This window comes from Azospirillum sp. HJ39 (assembly GCF_041507355.1).
Taxonomy (GTDB): Bacteria; Pseudomonadota; Alphaproteobacteria; order Azospirillales; family Azospirillaceae; genus Azospirillum; species Azospirillum thiophilum.
Genome location: NZ_CP167911.1, coordinates 1664853 through 1684404 on the forward strand (window position 1 = coordinate 1664853; position 19552 = coordinate 1684404).

Annotated in this window: 20 protein-coding genes; 8 read left to right on the plus strand and 12 right to left on the minus strand. The window is 69.7% G+C overall.

What is annotated here, in order from left to right:
• Positions 1-105 precede the first annotated feature (105 nt).
• Positions 106-2211, minus strand: a complete 2106-nt coding sequence (locus ABMY26_RS21130; RefSeq protein ID WP_372396625.1) for a protein-disulfide reductase DsbD family protein — start codon at positions 2209-2211, stop codon at positions 106-108.
• A gap of 195 nt (positions 2212-2406) precedes the next feature.
• Between ABMY26_RS21130 and ABMY26_RS21135 the strand changes: the two genes are divergently transcribed.
• Positions 2407-2997, plus strand: a complete 591-nt coding sequence (locus ABMY26_RS21135) for a YqgE/AlgH family protein (protein WP_372396626.1) — start codon at positions 2407-2409, stop codon at positions 2995-2997.
• A gap of 57 nt (positions 2998-3054) precedes the next feature.
• Here ABMY26_RS21135 and moaE read toward each other — a convergent pair whose 3' ends face one another.
• The 8 genes from moaE to ABMY26_RS21175 all read right to left on the minus strand — a co-directional run bounded on the left by moaE (position 3055) and on the right by ABMY26_RS21175 (position 10113).
• Positions 3055-3507, minus strand: coding sequence for a molybdopterin synthase catalytic subunit MoaE (gene moaE / locus ABMY26_RS21140; RefSeq protein ID WP_372396627.1), 453 nt, complete (start codon positions 3505-3507; stop codon positions 3055-3057).
• A 4-nt stretch (positions 3508-3511) separates the two neighbouring features.
• Complete coding sequence (gene moaD / locus ABMY26_RS21145) at positions 3512-3763, minus strand: molybdopterin converting factor subunit 1 (protein WP_372396628.1); 252 nt, start codon at positions 3761-3763, stop codon at positions 3512-3514.
• A 13-nt stretch (positions 3764-3776) separates the two neighbouring features.
• The gene (gene glp / locus ABMY26_RS21150) at positions 3777-5030 is read right to left on the minus strand and encodes a gephyrin-like molybdotransferase Glp (protein ID WP_372396629.1); all 1254 of its coding nucleotides are present in this window, start codon (positions 5028-5030) and stop codon (positions 3777-3779) included.
• A gap of 83 nt (positions 5031-5113) precedes the next feature.
• Positions 5114-5773, minus strand: coding sequence for an HAD hydrolase-like protein (locus tag ABMY26_RS21155; protein WP_372396630.1), 660 nt, complete (start codon positions 5771-5773; stop codon positions 5114-5116).
• Positions 5774-5777: 4 nt separating this feature from the next.
• Positions 5778-6278, minus strand: coding sequence for a molybdopterin-guanine dinucleotide biosynthesis protein B (gene mobB, locus ABMY26_RS21160; RefSeq protein ID WP_372396631.1), 501 nt, complete (start codon positions 6276-6278; stop codon positions 5778-5780).
• 11 nt (positions 6279-6289) lie between these two features.
• On the minus strand, positions 6290-6892 hold the full coding sequence (gene pgsA / locus ABMY26_RS21165) for a CDP-diacylglycerol--glycerol-3-phosphate 3-phosphatidyltransferase (RefSeq protein ID WP_045580062.1): 603 nt from the start codon (positions 6890-6892) through the stop codon (positions 6290-6292).
• A 78-nt stretch (positions 6893-6970) separates the two neighbouring features.
• Positions 6971-8893: an excinuclease ABC subunit UvrC gene (gene uvrC, locus ABMY26_RS21170; RefSeq protein ID WP_372396632.1), complete on the minus strand. Its 1923-nt coding sequence runs from the start codon at positions 8891-8893 to the stop codon at positions 6971-6973.
• 449 nt (positions 8894-9342) lie between these two features.
• Positions 9343-10113, minus strand: a complete 771-nt coding sequence (locus tag ABMY26_RS21175; RefSeq protein ID WP_372396633.1) for an SDR family oxidoreductase — start codon at positions 10111-10113, stop codon at positions 9343-9345.
• 70 nt (positions 10114-10183) lie between these two features.
• Here ABMY26_RS21175 and ABMY26_RS21180 point away from each other — a divergent pair, with 70 nt between their 5' ends.
• From ABMY26_RS21180 to ABMY26_RS21195, 4 genes are all read left to right on the plus strand, one after another.
• Positions 10184-10999, plus strand: coding sequence for a hypothetical protein (locus tag ABMY26_RS21180; RefSeq protein WP_372396634.1), 816 nt, complete (start codon positions 10184-10186; stop codon positions 10997-10999).
• Positions 11000-11047: 48 nt separating this feature from the next.
• Positions 11048-11266, plus strand: a complete 219-nt coding sequence (locus ABMY26_RS21185; RefSeq protein WP_372396635.1) for a hypothetical protein — start codon at positions 11048-11050, stop codon at positions 11264-11266.
• Between the two features lie 216 nt (positions 11267-11482).
• Positions 11483-11665 (plus strand): RSP_7527 family protein, encoded by a 183-nt coding sequence (locus ABMY26_RS21190; protein ID WP_372396636.1) that lies wholly within the window; start codon positions 11483-11485, stop codon positions 11663-11665.
• A 263-nt stretch (positions 11666-11928) separates the two neighbouring features.
• Positions 11929-13167 carry a glycosyltransferase gene (locus tag ABMY26_RS21195; protein WP_372396637.1) on the plus strand — a complete coding sequence of 413 codons (1239 nt, stop codon included), beginning with the start codon at positions 11929-11931 and terminating at the stop codon, positions 13165-13167.
• Between the two features lie 11 nt (positions 13168-13178).
• Here ABMY26_RS21195 and ABMY26_RS21200 read toward each other — a convergent pair whose 3' ends face one another.
• Positions 13179-13559, minus strand: coding sequence for a DUF983 domain-containing protein (locus ABMY26_RS21200; RefSeq protein WP_372396638.1), 381 nt, complete (start codon positions 13557-13559; stop codon positions 13179-13181).
• Positions 13560-14074: 515 nt separating this feature from the next.
• Between ABMY26_RS21200 and ABMY26_RS21205 the strand changes: the two genes are divergently transcribed.
• The 3 genes from ABMY26_RS21205 to ABMY26_RS21215 are packed head-to-tail and all read left to right on the plus strand — an operon-like array spanning position 14075 to position 16792.
• Positions 14075-15055 carry an ABC transporter substrate-binding protein gene (locus ABMY26_RS21205; protein WP_372396639.1) on the plus strand — a complete coding sequence of 327 codons (981 nt, stop codon included), beginning with the start codon at positions 14075-14077 and terminating at the stop codon, positions 15053-15055.
• Positions 15056-15089: 34 nt separating this feature from the next.
• On the plus strand, positions 15090-15998 hold the full coding sequence (locus ABMY26_RS21210; protein ID WP_372396640.1) for an ABC transporter permease: 909 nt from the start codon (positions 15090-15092) through the stop codon (positions 15996-15998).
• Positions 15995-16792 (plus strand): ABC transporter ATP-binding protein, encoded by a 798-nt coding sequence (locus ABMY26_RS21215; protein ID WP_372396642.1) that lies wholly within the window; start codon positions 15995-15997, stop codon positions 16790-16792. The genes ABMY26_RS21210 and ABMY26_RS21215 overlap by 4 nt, the downstream gene beginning before the upstream one ends.
• Positions 16793-16798: 6 nt before the next feature.
• Here ABMY26_RS21215 and ABMY26_RS21220 read toward each other — a convergent pair whose 3' ends face one another.
• On the minus strand, positions 16799-18598 hold the full coding sequence (locus ABMY26_RS21220) for a monovalent cation:proton antiporter-2 (CPA2) family protein (RefSeq protein ID WP_372396643.1): 1800 nt from the start codon (positions 18596-18598) through the stop codon (positions 16799-16801).
• A gap of 104 nt (positions 18599-18702) precedes the next feature.
• Positions 18703-19533 carry an FTR1 family protein gene (locus tag ABMY26_RS21225; RefSeq protein WP_372396644.1) on the minus strand — a complete coding sequence of 277 codons (831 nt, stop codon included), beginning with the start codon at positions 19531-19533 and terminating at the stop codon, positions 18703-18705.
• Positions 19534-19552 lie beyond the last annotated feature (19 nt).

Consider the following 19552-nt stretch of genomic DNA (forward strand, 5'->3'; position numbering starts at 1 on the left):
GGAGGGGCTCCCGGAGGCGCCCTGTTAGCGCAGAATAGCCGGAACGGCCATAGGCCTTTTCCCCCAAACCGCACCGGGCCGTGCCTGGCCGGGCCGGATCGCCGGTCAGGACGCCCCACTCACTGCCTTGCCAGCCGCCTTCCCGGCCGCCTTGTCCAGGGCCTCCAGCACCGCGCCGTCGCTCAGCAGTTCCGGCAGGGCGATGCCCTCCGGCGCGCCGGGGCCGTAGACGATGTTGAAGGGGATGCCGTAGCGGCCATGGTCGGCCAGGAACTTGGCGATGGCCGCATCCGGGCGGGTCCAGTCGGCGCGCATCGGGACCAGCGCCGAATCCTCCATCCGCGCCGCCACCTCGCCACGGTTCAGCACCAGCTTCTTGTTCGCCTGGCAGGTGATGCACCAGTCGGCGGTCACATCGACGAAGACGGTGCGCCCGGCGGCGACATGCTCGCGGATCGTCGCTTCGACGAACGGCACCCAGCGCGCCTTCGACGCATCCACCACCGGAGCCGCCCCGGCGGGCGGACCGACGACCGCCGGCATGGCGAAGGCGGCGACGGCCAGCGCGCCGGCCAGGACCGGCCCGGCCCTGCGCGCCGCACCGCTTGCGCTCCGCCCGATCCACAACGCCAGCACCAGCGCCGCCATCAGCAGCCCGACCGTCGCGGCCGCCACCTCGCCGATCTGCACCGTCAGCACCGACAGCAGCCACAGCGCCGTCAGCATCAGCGCGACGCCAAGCACGGTCTTCAGCGTCGCCATCCAGCGTCCCGGCCGCGGCAGCCAGCCGGCGACCCGCGGCCACGCCGCCACCGCCAGATAGGGCAGGGCCAGCCCGACGCCCAGCGCCGCGAAGATCGCATAGACCTCGACCGGCCCCTTCGACAGCGCGAATCCGACCGCCGTGCCCAGGAAGGGCGCCGAACAGGGGGTCGCCAGCAGCGTGGCGAACATGCCGGTGGCGAACGGCCCGGCCAGCCCCTCGCCTCCCAGACGGTCGGCCAGCGACCGCGGCAGCGGAACCTCGAACAGGCCCCACAGGTTGGCCGAGAACAAAGTGACAAGCACGACCATGAAGACCAGGAACAGCGGCTGCTGGAACTGGATGCCCCAGCCGACCGCCCCGCCGGCCGCCTTCACCCCGACCAGCACCGACGCCATCAGCAGGAAGGAGGCGAGGATGCCGGCGGCGCTGGCCAAGAAACCGGCCCGCACCGCGGCCGGGGCGCGGCCGCCATGCTTGACCACCGACATCAGCTTCAGCGACAGCACCGGCAGCACGCAGGGCATCAGGTTCAGGATCAGCCCGCCCAGAAGCGCCACACCGAGCATCGCCGCCAACCCGGCACCGGCGGGAACCGCCGCACCGCTGCCGGCCGCCGGGGATGCCGTTGCCGGCGCCTCCACCGCCTTGTCGCCGTCGACTAGGGTCAGCGTCAGCGCGCGGCCTGCCAGATCCAGGCCCGGCTGTGGATCGTTCACCGTCAGGGTCAGCCGGACATGGCGGTCGTCGTCGGAAAAGACGGTCTTGGGAGCGGAGAAGGTCAGCGGCGGATCGGTCTCGACGAACAGGTCCGGCGTGACGAAGCCGTCGGCGGCGGTCGCCTCGACCTCCAGCGTGCCGCCCGACGCCCGCACCGCGTCGATCCGCAGCAGCCCGTTCGGCCCCTTCGGCACCAGGGCCTGGGCGCGGGCGATGTCGTTCGCGGCGTCCGACGGATCCGCCGGTCCGGCCGGCAGCGCCAGCGCCAGATCGAGCGTCTGCGGCACGCAGATCTCCGAACAGACCAGCAGTTCCGCGGTCAGCGCCAGATCGACCGGCTTGCCCGCCGCGGCCGGCACGCCCTGCAGCGGGAACAGCACCGCGCCGTCATAGCCGGCCGTCTCGAATCCCAGCACGGAAAAGCGGTGCGGCGCCGGATAGGACAGGGTCGCCCCGGTCAGGTTGGCCGACCGGCTCCAGTCCAGGCGCGGCGCGAATCCGGCATCGCCGGGGGAGCGCCAATAGGTCTTCCATCCCGGCTCCAGCCGCAGTTCCAGCCCGAGCGGCAGCGCCGCCAGTTCGCCGGTGCCGCGCACCGCTGAGACCAGCCGCGCCTCCACCGGCCCGGCCTTGGTCCAGGCACCGACGCCATCCTGCGCCAGGGCGGGGCTCGCGCCGCCGGCCAGGACGGTCAGCAGCAGCAGAAGGACGGAGGCATGTCTTTTCATCGCGCGCACTGTTCTCTATCCCTGGAAGGGGCGCATCCGCGTCCCCGGCACCCTATATGATAGCTCATATCCAGGTGACAAAGCTCGGCCGGTGCTGTCACACTCCGGCAAAAGCGTCGCCAGAGCGCCAACCACAACCGACCGTAGGGACGGAGGCGGGCATCCGCACCGGACCGACGACAAGGATACTCGCCCATGCCGCGCCTGACCAAGTCTCCGGTCTCCAAGGCCTCGGAATCGCTGACCGGCCAGCTGCTGATCGCCATGCCGGGAATGGAGGATCCGCGTTTCCAGCGCACGGTCATCTATGTCTGCGCGCACAGCGAGGATGGCGCGATGGGGCTGGTGGTGAACCGGCTGTTCGGCTCGATCACCTTCGAGGATCTGCTGGAACAGCTCGACATGAACATCCCGCAGCCGTCCAACAACCTGCCGGTCCATTACGGCGGCCCGGTCGAATCGGGCCGCGGCTTCGTCCTGCACTCCACCGACTATGTGCGCGACGGGACGCTGGTGGTGGATGACGAGGTGGCTCTGACCGCGACCATCGACATCCTGCGCGCCATTTCCGAGGACCGCGGCCCGCGCCGCACCCTGCTCCTGCTCGGCTATGCCGGCTGGGGGCCGGGCCAGCTCGACGCCGAATTCCAGGCCAACGGCTGGCTGAACGTCCCCTGCGACGAGAAGCTGCTGTTCGACACCGACCTCGACGCCAAATGGGAACGCGCCATCGGCAAGCTCGGGGTCAGCGTCTCCATGCTGTCAGGCGAAGCCGGCCATGCCTGAGGGCAAAGCCGGCCACGCCCGATGAGGGCACGGCCGGAACCGGACGGCGGCGCAGCCCTACTCCGCCCACCTCGCCGCCGCCGCATCGTCGCTGTCCTTCGCCTCGACCCAGCGGTCGCCGTCGGGCGTCGCTTCCAGCTTCCAGAAGGGCGCCTTCGTCTTCAGCCAGTCGATCAGGAAGCGGCAGGAGTCGAAGGCGGCATCACGGTGGGCCGACGCGGTGGCGACCATGACGATGCGGTCGCCCGGCTCCAGCCGGCCATGGCGATGGATCACCAGCACGTCGTCCAGCGGCCAGCGCCGCCGCGCCTCCTCCTCGATCGCCTCCAGCTGCCGTTCGGTCATGCCGGGATAATGCTCCAGCGTCATCGCGCTGACCGCCTCGCCGCCGGCGATGTCGCGCACCAGCCCGACGAACATCGTCACGCCGCCGACGCCGGTGCGGCCGGCGGTGAAGGCGGCATATTCGGCGCCGACGTCGAAATCCCCGGCCTGCACGCGGATCGTCATGGTCTCAGCCCCCCGTCACCGGCGGGAACAGCGCGATCTCGTCGGTCGCGGAGATCGGATGGTCGTAGGGCACATGCTCCTGGTTGACCGCCACCTTGACCACCTTGCTGTTCGCCAGCGCGTCGGCATGGCGGGGGCTGCGGGTCTTCAGCCAGTCGACCAGCGCGCCCACCGTGTCGACCCCGGCCGGCAGCTCGACCGTCTCGGTCGGCACGCCGATCTTGCTGCGCAGCCAGGCGAAATAGAGAATCTTCATCACGCGACCTCTGCTACAGGAATTCTTTGAAGGGCAGGAAATCGACGGTCATGCCGGGCTCGACCTGGGCCAGATCCTCCGGCAGTTCGATCAGCCCCTCGGAGTCGACCAGCGACGACAGGACGCCCGCCCCGTCGCGCGGGTATTTGGAAGCGACCAGCGCGCCGTCCCCGTCGCGCCTCAGCGACCCGCGCAGGAACTCGCGCCGGCCGGCTTTCTTCTTGTGGGCGAAGCCGGCGCGGACCGGGACCGGCCGCGGCGCCTCCTCCAATGCGCCCATCAGCCGCAGCAGGATCGGCCGGGCGATGCGCAGGAAGGTCACCACCACCGCCACCGGGTTGCCGGGCAGCCCGACGAAGACGGCGTCGCGCACGCGGCCCAGCGCCACCGGACGGCCGGGCTTGATCGCCAGCCGCCAGAAATCGAGCCGTCCATTGGCCTCGACCGCCGGCTTGACGTGGTCCTCCTCCCCGGTCGACATGCCGCCGGAGGTGATGATCGCGTCATGGTCCGCCGCCGCCCACGCCAGAGCGTCGCGGATCGTCTCGAACCGGTCGGGCAGGATGCCGAGGTCGGTGACGGCGCAGCCCAGCCGGGTCAGCAGCGCGACCAGGGCAAAGCGGTTGGCGTCATAGACGGCGCCGGGCTCCAGCGGCTGCCCCGGCTGCCGCAGCTCGTCGCCGGTGGAGAAGACGGCGACGCGCAGGCGCTCGCGCACCGCCAGCGCCGCATGGCCGAGCGAGGCCGCCAGCGCGATGTCCTCCGGCCGCAGGCGGCGCCCGGCGGTCAGCACGATGGAACCCTCGCGGACGTCCTCCCCGGCCAGCCGGCGGTTCACCCCGCGCCGGATGCCGGCCGGCAGGGTGACTGAAGCACCGTCGCTCCGGCAGTCCTCCTGCATGAAGACGGTGTCCATCCCGGCGGGCATTGGCGCGCCGGTGAAGATGCGCACCGCCTCCCCCCGCACCGCCGGGCGGCCGAGCGACCGGCCGGCGGCGACCCGCGCCGTGACCGGCAGGATCGTCGGCCCGCCGTCGGCGAGGTCGTCGAAGGCGACCGCATAGCCGTCCACCGCGGCATTGTCGTGCGGCGGCACGTTGAAGGGTGCCACCAGATCGGCGGCCAGCACGCGGCCCAGCGCACCGGTCAGCGGCACCGTCCCGGTCGCCGTCACCGCGGCGATCCGGCCGGCCAGCAGCGCCAGCGCCGGATCCAGCGCCATCATCGGCCCGCCGAAGGCGAAGCAGTCGTTGTCGAGTTGCACCATGGCCGCACTCTAGTCCGTCGCGGCGCCGGCTGCGAAGAGGGAAAAGGAACGGCCCTCCCGGGCGCCCCGTTCAGCCGCCCCGTTCAGCCGCCGAACAGCCCGGCGATGTCCTCGACACGGGTCAACAGCCGGTCGGGGTTGCGCGCCGCCAGCGCATCGGCCCGCGCATAGCCCCAGGTAACCGCCGCGCAGCCGATGCCGACGGCGCGGGCCGCGTCGATGTCGCGCACCTCGTCGCCGATGCCGATGGCCCGCACCGCCGGGATGCCGGTCAGCCGCAGCATCCGGCGGAACTTGGCGGCCTTGCCGAACAGCGACGACCCGCAACCGTAGTGGGCGACCAGCCCCGCCGCCTCCGGCCCCAGCACCCGCCGGACATTGGAGACCGAGTTGGAGCTGACGATGGCGATGGTGACGCCGCGCCCGTCCAGCGCCCGCAGCATCTCCGGCACTCCGTCGAACGGCCGGATGCCGTCGATGTCGCGCGCCATCAGCCGCCGCATGTGGCCGGCAATGAACGGCAATTTCCAGCCGGGAACCCGCAGGTGCCGTATGATCTGCCGGGCGTCGTAGCCGCGCAGCCGCTCCACCTCCTCCGCCCGCACCCGGTCGAAGCCGTAGCGGTCGGCGACGCCGTTCAGCACCGCCATGAACCAGGGAAACGAGTCGGCAAGCGTACCGTCGAAATCGAAGACGGCGAGCCTGATGGACGGTTTGCCGATGGACGGTTTGCGGGACGGCACCGCCTCAGCCCAGCCCGCAGCGCTCCACGACGAAGGCCGCCACGGCCTCCGCGTCGTTCAGGTCGAACAGCGGCACCGGGCAGCCGGGGACCGGCCCATCGCTGGCCACCGCGACGATGGTCGGGTCGTTCGGGGCGATCAGCGATTTGCCGACCTCGGCGCGCCAGACCTCGATCTTCTCGTGGGGCTCGCGCTTGAACCCCTCGATCAGCAGCAGGTCGACAGGCGCGACCCTGGTCAGCAGCTGGTCCAGCGTCAGCTCCGGCTCGCCGTCGCGCAGCTCGTGCATCAGGGCCCAGCGCAGCGGCGAGCTGACCAGCACCTCGGTGGCGCCGGCCAGACGATGGTTGTGGCTGTCCTTGCCGGGATGGTCGATGTCGAAGCCCTTGTGGGCATGCTTCACCGTCGACACCCGCAGGCCGCGGGAGGTCAGGGCCGGAATCAAACGGACCAGCAGCGAGGTCTTGCCGCTGCCGCTCCAGCCGGTCAGCCCGAATATCTTCATGTCGGAAACTCTCAGCCGGCGCTGCGGGCGGACCGGGCGGCAGGCGGCTTCGCCGGCTGTTCGGCCATCATGTGGGTCAACCCGGCGCGCATGTAATCCCACCCGGTGTAGAAGGTCAGGGCCGCGGCGATCCACAACCCGACGATGCCGATGAAGGTCACCGGCAGGTTCGGCGGACCATAATCGCCGACGATCAGAAAGCCCAGCGCGATCATCTGGATCGTCGTCTTCCATTTCGCCAGCCAGGTCACCGGCACGCCGACATGCAGGCCGGCCAGATACTCGCGCAGGCCGGACACCAGCACCTCGCGCAGCAGGATCACCACCGCCGGCAGGATCGACAGGCCGGTCAGCCGGTGGAAGCCCGCCAGCATGATCAGCGTCGCCGCCACCAGCAGCTTGTCGGCGATCGGGTCGAGGAACTTGCCGATCACGCTTTCCTGCGCCCAGGCGCGCGCCAGATAGCCGTCGAACCAGTCGGTGATGCAGGCCGCGGCATAGAGCGCGCAGGCCGTATAGGCGGCCCAGGCTTCCGGCACATAGAACAGCCCGACGACCAGCGGGATCACCGCGATGCGCGACAGGGTCAGCAGGTTGGGCAGACTGGTCAGCATGACGGGAAACTCGAACCGCTTGAGGATGTCGCTGCGCGGCGCCCCTGGGGGGCCCGCCCGATTGCCGGTGCCTGCATTCTAACCATCGGGATGGAAGTGATCGTATATCTTTTTCGCAACGGTGCGATTGATCCCTTCCACCGATTCCAGATCGGCCAGCCCGGCGCGCGCCACCGCCGCCCCGCTGCCGAAATGATGCAGCAGCGCCTTCTTGCGCGCCGGCCCGATTCCGGCGATCTCGTCGATGGGCGACTTGCCGATGGCCTTGGTGCGCTTGGCCCGGTGGGTGCCGATGGCGAAACGGTGGGCCTCGTCGCGCAGCCGCTGCAGGAAATACAGCACCGGGTCGCGCGGCTCCATCTGGAAGGGCGGCCGGTTCTCCATGAAGAAATGCTCGCGGCCGGCGTCGCGGTCCGGCCCCTTGGCGATGCCGACCAGCGTCACGTCGTCGATCCCCAGCTCGGCGAACACCTCCAGCGCGACGTTCAGCTGGCCAAGCCCGCCGTCGATCAGCACCAGATCGGGCCAGCTGCCCAGGCTGCGTTCCGGATCCTCCTTCACCGCGCGGCCGAATCGGCGGGTCAGCACCTCGCGCATCATGGCGAAGTCGTCGCCGGCCGCGCCTTCGCTGCGGATGTTGAACTTGCGGTAGGCGTTCTTGATGAAGCCGTCCGGCCCGGCAACGATCATCCCGCCGATGGCGTGCGCCCCCTGGATGTGGGAGTTGTCGTAGACCTCCACCCGTTCCGGCGCCGCGTCCATGCCGAAGGCCGCCGCCACCCCCTCCAGCAGCCGCGCCTGCGACGAGCTTTCGGCCAGCCGCCGGCCATGCGCCTCGCGCGCGTTGGTCAGCGCATGCTCGATCAGCCGGCGCTTCTCGCCGCGCTTGGGCTCGGCCAGCTCCACCTTCTGGCCGGCGCGCACCGCCAGCGCCTCGGTCAGCAGGTCCAGCTCCGGCAGGGCGTGGCTGACGAGCACCAGCGGCGGGGCGGCCTTGTTCTCGTAGAACTGGGCGATGAAGGCGGACAGCACCTCGTCGGTGTCAGCCGCCTTGTCGTGGCTGGGGAAATAGGCGCGGTTGCCGTAGTTGCGCCCGCCGCGGAAGAAGAAGACCTGGATGCAGGTCACGCCGCCCTCGGCATAGGCGGCGATGACGTCGGCATCCTCCACCACCCCCTCGACATTGATGTCCTGGTGGGCCTGGATCGCGGTCAGCGCCCGGATCCGGTCGCGGTAGCGCGCCGCCGCCTCGAAATCCATGGCGTCGGAGGCCGCCATCATCTTCCCGGCGAACTCGGTCTGGATGTCGCGGCTCTTGCCCGACAGGAAGGCGCGCGCCTCGCCGACCTGGGCCTGGTATTCCGCCGGGGTGACGCGGCCGACGCAGGGCGCGGTACAGCGCTTGATCTGGTATTGCAGGCAGGGCCGGGTGCGGCTGGCGAAGACGGTGTCGGCACAGTTGCGCAGCAGGAACGCACGCTGCAGAGCCGTGATGGTGCGGTTCACGGCACCGGCCGAGGCGAAGGGCCCGAAATAGTCGGCGTCCCGCCCGCGGGCGCCCCGGTGCTTGGTCAGCTGCGGATAGTCGTGGTCCCTGGTGATCATGATGTGCGGAAAGGTCTTGTCGTCCCGCAACAGCACGTTGTACCGGGGCATCAGCTTCTTGATCAGGTTCGATTCGAGAAGCAGCGCCTCCACCTCGGTATGGGTGTTGACGAACTCCATCGTCTCGGTCTCGGCGACCATGCGCTGGAGCCTGACCGGCAGCTTGCCGACCTGGGTATAGTTGGTCACCCGGCGCTTCAGGTTGCGCGCCTTGCCGACATAGAGCACCGCCCCGTCGCCCGCCAGCATGCGGTAGACGCCGGGCGTCTGCGGCAGGGTCTTCAGATGCTCGCGGATGATCTCGACGCCGCGGCCGATGTCGGCCGGCCGCCGCTTCGGGCGCACTGCGGCCTCGCCGGCGGGCACCGCGCCGCCGGCGGTTCCGTCTGCTGTCATTTCGGCGACGGACGCCGGAGGGGCGGAGGATTGCGTTTCGGACATGACCAGAATGTCGTCGAGTGGCCGTCGCGGGTCAACCGTCGGGCACGCCAAGGACGCATGCGGATCGACTCACCCCTCCGGAAGACTATCCACGAATCCTGTGGATAAGTTTGTCGATAACGGAGGGGGTAGCCCGTCCGGAGCCAAGCGCCGCAAGGGATCGCAGGCCTCCGCCTATTTTTTAGGCATTTTTGCTAACTCGTTGATTTTGCTAGGTCAGCTTGGAGTCAAGGACGGCTATTGCCGTGTAGACACAAAATTGTCGCGGGGTCGCAGGCGCCTCTTGCGCGGGGTGGGGCACCTGTGTAAAACGCGCGGTCATTTTCACCGCAGCGCACCCGCCCGGCCCCGCCGCCGGGATCGTGCCGCCGCATCCGCCCTTATTGCCCTGCTGTAACAATCGGCTATTCGGTCGGCACGAAGCCATGCGCCGGTTGCGCCCATCCCAGATGCTCCCCGCCGTCCAGCGCGATCATCTGGCCGGTCATCGCCGGGGCGGCGATCAGGAAGCGGATCGCCGCACAGACCTCGTCCGGCGTGGTGCCGCGCTGCAACGGGGTCGAATCCCATTGGGCGGCAAACTCCGCCTCGGTCTGGCGGTCGTTGCGCAGGGTCGGGCCGGGGCCGATGCCGTTGACGCGGATGCGCGGGGCCAGCGCCAGCGCCAGCGTGCGGGTCAGCGCCCACAGCCCCATCTTCGACAGGGTGTAGGAGACGAAGTGCGGCGTCGGGTTCCAGACCCGCTGGTCGATCAGGTTGACGATCAGCCCCTGTTCGCCCTCCGGCAACCGTGACGCGAAATCCTGCGACAGCACGAAGGGAGCGCGCAGGTTCGCCTCCATATGGGCGTCCCACGATTCCCGAGTGACATCGCCGACCTCGTCGCGCTCGAAACGGGAGGCGTTGTTGACCAGCAGGGTCAGCGGCCCCAGCCCTTCGGTCACCGCCGGGACCAATGCTTTCACCTCCGCCTCGCGGTCGAGGTCGGCGGCGAAGGCCATGGCCCGGCCACCGGCCCGCCCGATCTCTGCGACGACGGCGTCGGCCTCCCTGCGGGACCTGCGGTAATGCACGGCCACGCCCCAGCCCTGCCCTGCCAGATCGAGCGCGATGGCCCGCCCGATGCGCTTGCCGGCCCCTGTCACCAGGGCCGTTTTCCTCTTGATCTCGACCATGCCGCCATTGGTACCCTGCCACCACCGCGGGTCAAGGGGCGAGAGGGCCGAAGGGGACGGAGATCCGGCGATGCTGCGCGAAGCCTTCGAATACCTGACCACGCCCTGCCCCCCGCTGGCCCGGCGTTTCGGCTATCTGGCGGAGATGGTGGCGCTCGGCGCCCGCCACCGGCGCCAGCGGCTGGCCTGGGCACCGCATGTCGCGGCCTGCCGCCGCTTCGTCGAGCAGGCGATCCAGCGGGTCGAGCCGGGCGGGCGGGCGCTGGTCGCCGGATCGGGGCTGCTGATCGAAATCCCGCTCGAATCGCTGACCGCCCGCTTCGATCAGGTGGTTCTCGTCGACATGCTGCATGCCCGCCCGGTGCGCCGCCGCGCGGCACGGCTGCCGAACGTCCGCCTGCTCGAACTGGATGTCAGCGGTGCGCTGGCGCCGCTGGCCACGGCGCTCGACCGCGGCGGTCCGCTGCCGACGGCCTTCGCCCCGCCGGTGCTGGACGGCGAGCCCTTCCGCTTCGCCCTGTCCTGCAACCTGCTGTCACAGTTGCCGCTGCTGCCGCTGGAGGCGGTGGAGCGCCACATCCCCGACATGCAGGAAGCCGAGCGGATGGCCTTCGCCCGCCGGCTGGTCCGCGACCATCTCGGCTGGCTGGCCGGCGTCGCCGAACGGGCGGCCCTGTTCACCGACACCGACAGCTGCTGGCTGCGCGGCGGCGACGTGCTGGAGGCCGACGACTCGACCTGGGGCCTCGCCCTGCCCGCCCCCGACATGTCCTGGCTGTGGGACATCGCGCCTGCGCCGGAGCAGGACCGCCGGCACGACCTGCGCCACGGCGTCGGCGGCTGGTTCGACGTCCGCAAGGTGACGGATGCCGTCCCGCCCTGTTGAGGAAGCAGCGGGAACAACCACCGAAACATTCACGACGGGAGAGCGCCCATGGCAGCCAGCGACCGCAACACCGGCGGCCGGCCGGACCGGGAATTCGGCATTCCAGGCAGCGAGGAGGCCGGCGTCCTCGGAACCGGGGCACGGCCGCCGCACAGGCACGTTCCGCCGCAGCCCCCGGAGACGGAGGGGCTGGAAGAGAGTCGGCCGGAGGATCGCATCGTCACGGATCGCAATGTCGCCGTGGATGGAGCCCGCGACCGCAAATGATCGGACAGGCGAATGGTTGCCGGCAATCCGTCGACAGTGGCCTGCGACAATAGTTCGCACCTCCGTTGATTGGGGCAGCTGATACGGAAAACGTCGGGCGGCATTGCGCGGGCCGCGCTTCTTAGGGCAGCCTTTCTGCCCTATCTTAAGCCCTACAAGGCAAACAAAGTCACAGGGAGTGGACGTCTCTCACCTCACGTGGAGATTCCCAGAGCCATGAACACGAATTTCGACGACATCCGCGACCCCCGCAGCCACCAAGAGATCATGCAACTCGCCCGCCGGATGCGCGCCGAGTACCTGCGCGAGCTGTTCGGCAAGCTGCGCGCCACCCTGACCGGCCCCCGCGGCGGCCAGGCCGCCGGTCATGGCCCGGTCCTGAGCCCGAGCGCGCGCTGAGCCGACGCCGACCCCACGCGTCTCCAGGGGACGGCCCCGCCCGGCGGCGGAACCGGTCATGATGCCGAAAATGGCGCCGCACGCGACAGTGCGGCGCCATTTTCCATTTCACGGGAGACGCCGCCCTCGGATCGGGGTGGGCTCAGGGGTCGGGCCATATACCGCGTTGCCAAGAGAGTCGGCTTATCGCTTCGCGCCCCGGTGGTGCCGTGCCATGATGGCCGCCCTGCCGACGACGCGCACGCCGGACCGCAACGCCCGCCATGAAGATCCTGTTCATCCACCCCGCCTTTCCCGGCCAGTTCAAGTTCCTGGCGCCCGCCCTGGTACAGCGCGGACACACGGTCCACGCCCTGACCCGGACGATGGACGTGCCGGCCGGCTGGTGCGGGATCACCGTGATCCCCTACGCGCCTTCGCGCGCGCCGACCCCCGGCATCCATCCCTGGACCGCCGAATTCGAAATCAACGCGATCCATGGCGAGGCCCTGTTCCACCGGGCGCTGGCGATGAGGGCGGCGGGCTATCGCCCGGACGTGATCGTCGCCCATCCGGGCTGGGGCGACAGCCTGTTCGTGAAGGAGGTCTGGCCGCAAGCCCGGCTGGGCCTCTATTCCGAGTATTATTATCGTGCCGAAGGGGCCGATGTCGGCTTCGATCCCGAATTCCCGGCAACCGACATCGCCGACCCGTGCCGCCTGCGCCTGAAGAACGCCGCGAACCTGATGCATTTCGAGATCGCCGACGCCGGCTTCTCCCCCACCCGCTGGCAGGCCGACAGCTTTCCCCGTCTCTTCCGCGACCGCATCACCGTGGTGCATGACGGCATCGACACCGACGCGGTGGCTCCGAATCCCGACGCCCAGGCCATCCTGAACGGCACCCTCGCCTTGACGCGGGAGAACGAGGTGGTGACCTTCGTCAACCGGACCCTCGAACCCCACCGTGGGTATCACAGCTTCATGCGTGCCCTGCCGCGCCTGCTGGCCAGGCGTCCCAATGCCCACGTTCTGATCGTCGGCGGTGCCGGCACGACCTACGGCGTGCCGCCGCCGTCCGGCAACTGGCGGGACATCTTCATCGAGGAGGTGCGCGGCGCCATCCCGGACGCCGACTGGTCACGGGTGTTCTTCCTGGGCAACATCCCCTACGACCACTTCATCCCGCTGCTCCGGCTCTCCTCCGTCCACGTCTATCTGTCCTACCCCTTCGTGCTGAGCTGGAGCCTGATGGAGGCGATGAGTGCGGGTGCCGCCGTCGTCGGCAGCGATACCGCCCCTGTGCAGGAAATCGTCGAGCACGACAGGACCGGGCGGCTGGTCGATTTCTTCGACCATCGCGGGCTGGCCGACAGCGTGGCCGACCTGCTGGCCGACCGGGCGGCGCGCGACCGGCTGGGCGCCGAGGCCCGTGCCTTCATCCGCGCCAACCACGATCTGCGCACCGTCTGCCTGCCACGCCAGTTCGCCTGGATCGACGAGCTGGCGGACGGAAGGGCGTAACGCCGCTCCCGCTACCCCCGTTCCGATCCGGGCGCCCCCGTGCTCCACAGCAGTCCCAGCACCAGTCCCTTGCAGCGCGGCAGCAGGATCAGCGTCAGCACCAGGGTCAGCAGCGGCCAGATCGTCAGATGCACCCAGGTCGGCGGCTCGTAGGACTGTTCCACCGCCAGCAGGGCCGGGATCACGATATGGCCGACGATCAGGATCGTCATCCAGGGCGGCGCGTCGTCGGCGCGCAGATGGCCATAGGCCTCCCCGCAAGCCGAACAATGGTCCACCGGCTTCAGGAAATTCCGCAGAAGCCGGCCGCGCCCGCAGTTGGGACAGCAGCCGATCAGGCCACGGAACGAGGCGAGTACCCTCGACGGAGCCGCTTCGGTTCCAGCGATCATGACCACTCCTTCAGTGTTGCCCACAATATAGGCTCTTTCCGGTCCCTCCGCATCCCTGCTTGCCGCCGGGTCCGCCATGCACCGGCGCCCGACATGCCCGCCCCGATTGCCTGGCCCGATTGCCTGGCCCGATTGCCTGCCCCGATTGCCTGGCCAAACCCTGGATTTGAAACCCTGGATTTGCCTGCCGCGCTTACCCGGCCAAGGCCTCCATGGTAGGAAGGACAATCCTCGTCCCGATACCGGAGGGTTCCGCATGCCCGATGTTCCACGGCCATCCGCCCCGACTTTCCCCGCCGCGGTGCTACAGCCTTGGATTCGCTGCACTCCTGACACCGATGCCCGGGAGGGAGCGGCGGATGGAACAATGGAACGCCGCGCTTGCGATGTTTCACCCGGTTTCAAACGTTCCATTCGCCACCCCGATCCCGTGCGCCGCCGCCGCTCCTGCCGAGTTGACGCCGCAGCCCGCGCAGTCTAGGGGAAGACCTTTGCGTTCCGGAGACCAGCCAGCCATGTCCTTCACCCGTCTGTTGTGCGCCGCAGCGGCCCTCGCCGCCTTCGTCGGTCCGTTCGCCGCGCCGGTTCCGGCGCTGGCGCAGGGCAAGACCGTCGCCATCACCGCGATCGTCCAGCACCCCGCGCTGGACGCGACCCGCGACGGCGTGGTGGAGGCGCTGAAGGATGCCGGCTTCGTGCAGGGCCAGAACCTGAAGGTCGAGTACCAGAGCGCGCAGGGCAACCCGGCCACCGCCGCCCAGATCGCCCGCCAGTTCGCCGGCTCGCGTCCCGACGTGATCGTGCCGATCTCCACCCCCTCGGCCCAGGCGGTGGCTGCGGCGACCCGCGACATTCCGGTCGTCTTCACCGCGGTCACCGATCCGGTGTCGGCCCAGATGGTCAAGTCGATGGACAAGCCCGGCGCCAACATCACCGGCCTGTCAGACATGGCCCCGGTGGCCGAGCATGTCGCCCTGATCCGCGAGATTTTGCCGCAGGCCAGGCGCATCGGCGTGCTCTACAACCCCGGCGAGCCGAACTCCGTGGTGCTGGTCAAGGCGCTGAAGGACGAGGCGGCGAAGGCCGGCCTGACCGTGGTCGAGGCCTCCGTGCCGAAATCGTCGGACGCGCAGCCGGCGGTGCGCAGCCTGGTCGGCAAGGCCGATGCCGTCTACATCCCGCTCGACAACACCGTTGTCTCGGCGCTGGAGAGCGTCATCGCGGTTGGCCGGCAGGCCAAGCTGCCGATCTTCTCCGCCGACACCGACAGCGTGGCGCGCGGCACCGCCGCCTCCATCGGCTTCGATTATTTCCAGGTCGGCAAGCAGACCGGCGCCATCGTCGCCCGCGTCCTGAAGGGCGAGAAGCCGGGCGACATCCCGGTGGCGCTGGCCAAGGGCACCGACCTGTTCGTCAATCCCAAATCCGCCGCCGCCATGGGCATCACCCTGCCCGATGCGGTGGTGAAGCGCGCGACCAAGGTGGTCGGGGAGTAAGGGGCCCCGTCCCCTCCGAAGGCAAAAGCTCCCCATGACCGAAATCGCCCTCTTCGGCGCCATCGAGATCGGCCTCGTCTATGCGCTGGTCGCCATCGGCGTCTATCTGTCCTTCCGCATCCTGGACTTCCCCGACCTGACGGTCGACGGAAGCTTCCCGCTGGGGGCGGCCGTCTGCGCCGTGCTGCTGATCTCGGGCGTCAACCCGTGGCTCGCCAGCCTCGCCGCCGGGCTGGCCGGCGCCGCGGCCGGGCTGGTGACGGCGACGCTGAACGTGCGCTTCAAGATCCTGCATCTGCTCGCCAGCATCCTGACGATGATCGCGCTGTTCTCGGTCAACCTGCGGGTCATGGGGCGGCCGAACGTGGCGCTGCTGATGCAGGACACGGTGCTCACTCCCTTCTACGGGCTGGGGCTGCCGGAGCACATCGTCCGGCCGCTGGTGGTCGGGCTCGTCGTCGCGGCGGTGGTCGCCCTGCTCGCCCGTTTCCTGGCCAGCGAATTCGGGCTGGCGATGCGGGCGACCGGGGTGAACGCCCGCATGGCCCGTGCCCAGGGCGTGAACACCGACGCCCATGTCTATGCCGGCATCGCGCTGTCCAACGGGCTGACCGGGCTGGCCGGCGCGCTGTTCGCCCAGACCAACGGCTTCGCCGACGTCACCACCGGCATCGGCACCATCGTCGTCGGGCTGGCAGCCGTCATCGTCGGCGAGACCGTGCTGCCGGCCCGCGCCCTGGCGCTGGCGCTGATCGGCTGCGTCGCCGGCTCCATCCTCTACCGCCTGGCGGTACAGGTGGCGCTATCGGCCGACAGCATCGGCCTCCAGGCCTCCGACCTCAATCTGGTGACCGCGGTGCTGGTCGCCGTCGCCCTGATCCTGCCGCGCCTCAAATCCAGGGCGAAGTCCAGGACCCCCCGCAGCGCGGGAGCCGCCGAATGATCGCCATCGAGGACATCCACGTCACCTTCGGGCGCGGCACGCCGCTGGAGAAGCACGCGCTGCGCGGCATCGGCCTGGCGATCCCCGAAGGGCAGTTCGTCACCGTCATCGGCTCCAACGGCGCCGGCAAATCGACCTTCCTCGGGGCGCTCGCCGGCGACGTGCTGGCGGAGCAGGGGCGCATCTCCATCGACGGCACCGACGTCACCCGATGGGACACGCCACGCCGCGCCGGGCTGGTGGCCCGCGTCTTCCAGGATCCCATGGCCGGCAGTTGCGCCGCCCTGACGATCGAGGAGAACATGGCGCTGGCCGCCGCGCGCGGTCGCCGCCGCGGCCTGGGCCTCGCGCTGGGCGGCGACCGCCGCAAGGGCTTCCGCGACCACATCGCCGCCCTCGGGCTTGGGCTGGAGAACCGCCTGCACGACCGCATGGGGCTGCTGTCCGGCGGCCAGCGGCAGGCGGTGAGCCTGCTGATGGCGACGCTGGCCGGCTCCAAGATCCTGCTGCTCGACGAGCACACCGCGGCGCTCGACCCCGCCACCGCCGACTTCGTGCTGGACCTGACCCGGCGGATCGTCCGCGACAACCGGCTGACCACGCTGATGGTCACCCACTCGATGCGGCAGGCGCTCGACTACGGCGACCGCACGCTGATGCTGCACGAAGGCCGCGTCGTGCTGGACGTTGCCGGCGACGAGCGCGCCGGCCTCGACGTGCCGCACCTGCTGGCTCTGTTCGCCAGGCAGCGCGGCGGGGCGGAGATCAGCGACGACAGCCTGCTGATCGGCTGAGGCGCCTCACGCCCTGACCTTTTCCTCGCCGACCACATCCTCGCGATCCGCCTCGAACAGTGCCTGAAGCTCGTCCGCGGCGTCGCGCGATGTCTGGATCAGCTTGGTTTCGTCATTGTGGACCGCGTGCTGCCGGATCAGGGTGCGCTCGTCATGGGCGCGGAAGGTGTCGAGCGTCCGGACGACCTCCCCTTCCGGCAGCCCCATCCGGCGCAGCACGTCGCCGGTCAGGCTGATGCTGGAATCGAAGGTTTCGCGCACGATGTGGGTGACGCCGCGGTCCATCAGGTGGTGGACATGGCGGCGGTTGCGGGCGCGGGCGAAGATGGTCAGGTTGGGGAAATGGCGCGTCGCCAGCTCCACCACGCGCAGCGACTGCTCCATGTCGTCAAGCGCCACCACCAGCACGCTGGCCTTCTCCGCCCCGGCGGCGCGCAGGAGCTCCACGCGGGTCGGATCGCCGTAATAGGCCTTGCTGCCGAACTTGCGGACGAAGTCGACCTGGGCGGCGCTCTGCTCCAGCGCGGTGAAGGGGATGCCCCGCATGCGGAGCACGCGGCCGACCACCTGTCCGACCCGGCCGAAGCCGCAGATGATGACCTGGGGGTTGTCGTCCGGCATCGCGTCGAAGGGCCGCTTGGGCTTGGCCGACATCAGCCGCGGGACGAGCCAGCGCTCCACCGCCGCGAACAGGAAGGGGGTGGCAAGCATCGACAGGGTCACCACCAGCATGGCCGCCGATGCCTGCTCCCGCCCCATCGAACCGCCGTCGACGGCCAGCCCGAACAGGACGAAGCCGAACTCGCCGCCCTGGCTCAGCACCGTCGCCATCCGCACCGCCCCGGCCCAGGGCACGCCGGCGACGCGGGCAAGCACCAGCATCACCAGCGCCTTCGCCGCAAGCAGGACGACCGCGAGACCGAGGAAGCGGACAGGATGGTCCAGCAGGGCCGGGATGTCCGCCCCCATCCCGACCGAGACGAAGAACAGGCCGAGCAGCAAGCCCTCGAACGGTTCGATATCGGCCTGGACCTCGTGCCGGTATTCGGAATCCGACAGCAGGACGCCGGCCATGAAGGCGCCCAGCGACATCGACAGCCCGGCCTCCTCGATCAGCACGGCGGTGCCGATGACGATCAGCAGGGCGGTCGCGGTGAAGATCTCCGGCGCGCCGGCCCGGTCGACGGCGCGGAAGATCGGGCGCAGCAGGTAGCGGCCGCCGATCAGCACCCCCACCACCACGACCGCCGCCTTGGCGACGGCCATCCAAGCGCCGTCGGCCTGCGGCACCGCGCCGCTGCCGAGCAAGGGCAGCAGCGCCACCGCAGGAATGATCGCGAGATCCTGGAACAGCAGGACGGAAAAGGCATTGCGCCCGGACTGGTTGGCGAGCAGCCCGCGCTCCGCCATCATCGGCAGCGCCATCGCGGTGGAGGACAGGGCGAATCCAAAGCCCAGGACCACCGCGGTCGGCCAGGCCAGCCCGAGTCCCCAGCCGCAGAGCGCGGCGATGATCGCGCCGGTCGCCGCGACCTGCGCCCCGCCCAGCCCCAACACCGATTTGCGCATGACCCATAGCCGGGCCGGCCGCAACTCCAGCCCGATCAGGAACAGCAGCATCACCACGCCGAGTTCGGAGGCATGGGCGATCGACCCGACATTGGTCACCAGCCCCAGCCCCGCCGGCCCGACGATCAGCCCCGCGGCAAGATAGCCGAGCGGCGCACCGAATCCGAACCGCTTCGCCACCGGCACTGCGACCACCATCGCCGCCAGCAGAACCACCAACGTCACCAACTCTGCCATGTCCCCCGCCACTCCGCTTTCCGCGGAGAGACTATGGCGTGAATTCAAGGGGCAAGGCCAGACACTTGACCGTCAGTGCGGCCCTATACCTTGATGTTATTGCCTCACTCGGCCACGCGGACCATACGCGGAGCGCTGCGCGCTGCCCAGCGGGTCAACAGCAGGATGCCCGCGACCACCGCGACATAGGCGACCAGTTGCGCCTCGGTCGGGCGGTCGGTGTAACCGACCATGATGTGCAGCGCCTGCCCGATCAGGCTGTTGTCGCGCAGGAACCCGGAGGTGTCCCACAGCACGGTGCCGCCGGACATCAGGATGCCCGCCTGGGCGAGGAAGTTGACCGCGGTGGAGGCCATGCCGGCAGCCAGCAGGGTCAGCAGCCAGGTGGTGGTGGCGAACAGGTGCCGCGTCGGAATCTGCACCAACCCGGCATAGAGCAGAACCGACACCAGCGCCCCCAGCGCCATGCCGCCCAGCCCGCCGGCGGCGACTGTGGCGAGACCGCCTTCCTCCGACGCCAGGATACCGGTCAGGAACAGCACGACCTCCGACCCTTCGCGCAGCACCGCCACGCCGATGACGATCGCCAGCGCAGCCAGCGACTTCTCGCCGCTCTTGACTGCGCGTCCGACCGCCTTCATGTCGCGGGCCAGTTCGCGACCATGCTGCGCCATCCAGGCATTGTGCCAAGCCAGCATGATCACCGCGACCAGCAGCACGCCGGCATTGAACAGTTCCTGCCCGGTATCGGCGAACAGCGAGCTGATGCCATCGGCGAAGGCGGCGACGATGCAGGAGCCGACGATGCCGGCGGCGATCCCCAGCGCGACCCAACGGCCCCGCCCGGCAACGCCTTGCGTGGCGGCCAGGACGATGCCGACGATGAGGCCCGCTTCTAGGACCTCGCGAAAGACGATGATCAGACTAGCGAGCATGGTCGTCTCCGGTATGGGC

What these genes read in the sequence shown, in the direction of transcription:
- ABMY26_RS21130 (WP_372396625.1), bottom strand. Translation starts at nt 2,211, where the DNA reads ATGAAAAGACATGCCTCCGTCCTTCTGCTGCTGCTGACCGTCCTGGCC.
- ABMY26_RS21135 (WP_372396626.1), top strand. Translation starts at nt 2,407, where the DNA reads ATGCCGCGCCTGACCAAGTCTCCGGTCTCCAAGGCCTCGGAATCGCTG.
- moaE (WP_372396627.1), bottom strand. Translation starts at nt 3,507, where the DNA reads ATGACGATCCGCGTGCAGGCCGGGGATTTCGACGTCGGCGCCGAATAT.
- moaD (WP_372396628.1), bottom strand. Translation starts at nt 3,763, where the DNA reads ATGAAGATTCTCTATTTCGCCTGGCTGCGCAGCAAGATCGGCGTGCCG.
- glp (WP_372396629.1), bottom strand. Translation starts at nt 5,030, where the DNA reads ATGGTGCAACTCGACAACGACTGCTTCGCCTTCGGCGGGCCGATGATG.
- mobB (WP_372396631.1), bottom strand. Translation starts at nt 6,278, where the DNA reads ATGAAGATATTCGGGCTGACCGGCTGGAGCGGCAGCGGCAAGACCTCG.
- pgsA (WP_045580062.1), bottom strand. Translation starts at nt 6,892, where the DNA reads ATGCTGACCAGTCTGCCCAACCTGCTGACCCTGTCGCGCATCGCGGTG.
- uvrC (WP_372396632.1), bottom strand. Translation starts at nt 8,893, where the DNA reads ATGACAGCAGACGGAACCGCCGGCGGCGCGGTGCCCGCCGGCGAGGCC.
- ABMY26_RS21175 (WP_372396633.1), bottom strand. Translation starts at nt 10,113, where the DNA reads ATGGTCGAGATCAAGAGGAAAACGGCCCTGGTGACAGGGGCCGGCAAG.
- ABMY26_RS21180 (WP_372396634.1), top strand. Translation starts at nt 10,184, where the DNA reads ATGCTGCGCGAAGCCTTCGAATACCTGACCACGCCCTGCCCCCCGCTG.
- ABMY26_RS21185 (WP_372396635.1), top strand. Translation starts at nt 11,048, where the DNA reads ATGGCAGCCAGCGACCGCAACACCGGCGGCCGGCCGGACCGGGAATTC.
- ABMY26_RS21190 (WP_372396636.1), top strand. Translation starts at nt 11,483, where the DNA reads ATGAACACGAATTTCGACGACATCCGCGACCCCCGCAGCCACCAAGAG.
- ABMY26_RS21195 (WP_372396637.1), top strand. Translation starts at nt 11,929, where the DNA reads ATGAAGATCCTGTTCATCCACCCCGCCTTTCCCGGCCAGTTCAAGTTC.
- ABMY26_RS21200 (WP_372396638.1), bottom strand. Translation starts at nt 13,559, where the DNA reads ATGATCGCTGGAACCGAAGCGGCTCCGTCGAGGGTACTCGCCTCGTTC.
- ABMY26_RS21205 (WP_372396639.1), top strand. Translation starts at nt 14,075, where the DNA reads ATGTCCTTCACCCGTCTGTTGTGCGCCGCAGCGGCCCTCGCCGCCTTC.
- ABMY26_RS21210 (WP_372396640.1), top strand. Translation starts at nt 15,090, where the DNA reads ATGACCGAAATCGCCCTCTTCGGCGCCATCGAGATCGGCCTCGTCTAT.
- ABMY26_RS21215 (WP_372396642.1), top strand. Translation starts at nt 15,995, where the DNA reads ATGATCGCCATCGAGGACATCCACGTCACCTTCGGGCGCGGCACGCCG.
- ABMY26_RS21220 (WP_372396643.1), bottom strand. Translation starts at nt 18,598, where the DNA reads ATGGCAGAGTTGGTGACGTTGGTGGTTCTGCTGGCGGCGATGGTGGTC.
- ABMY26_RS21225 (WP_372396644.1), bottom strand. Translation starts at nt 19,533, where the DNA reads ATGCTCGCTAGTCTGATCATCGTCTTTCGCGAGGTCCTAGAAGCGGGC.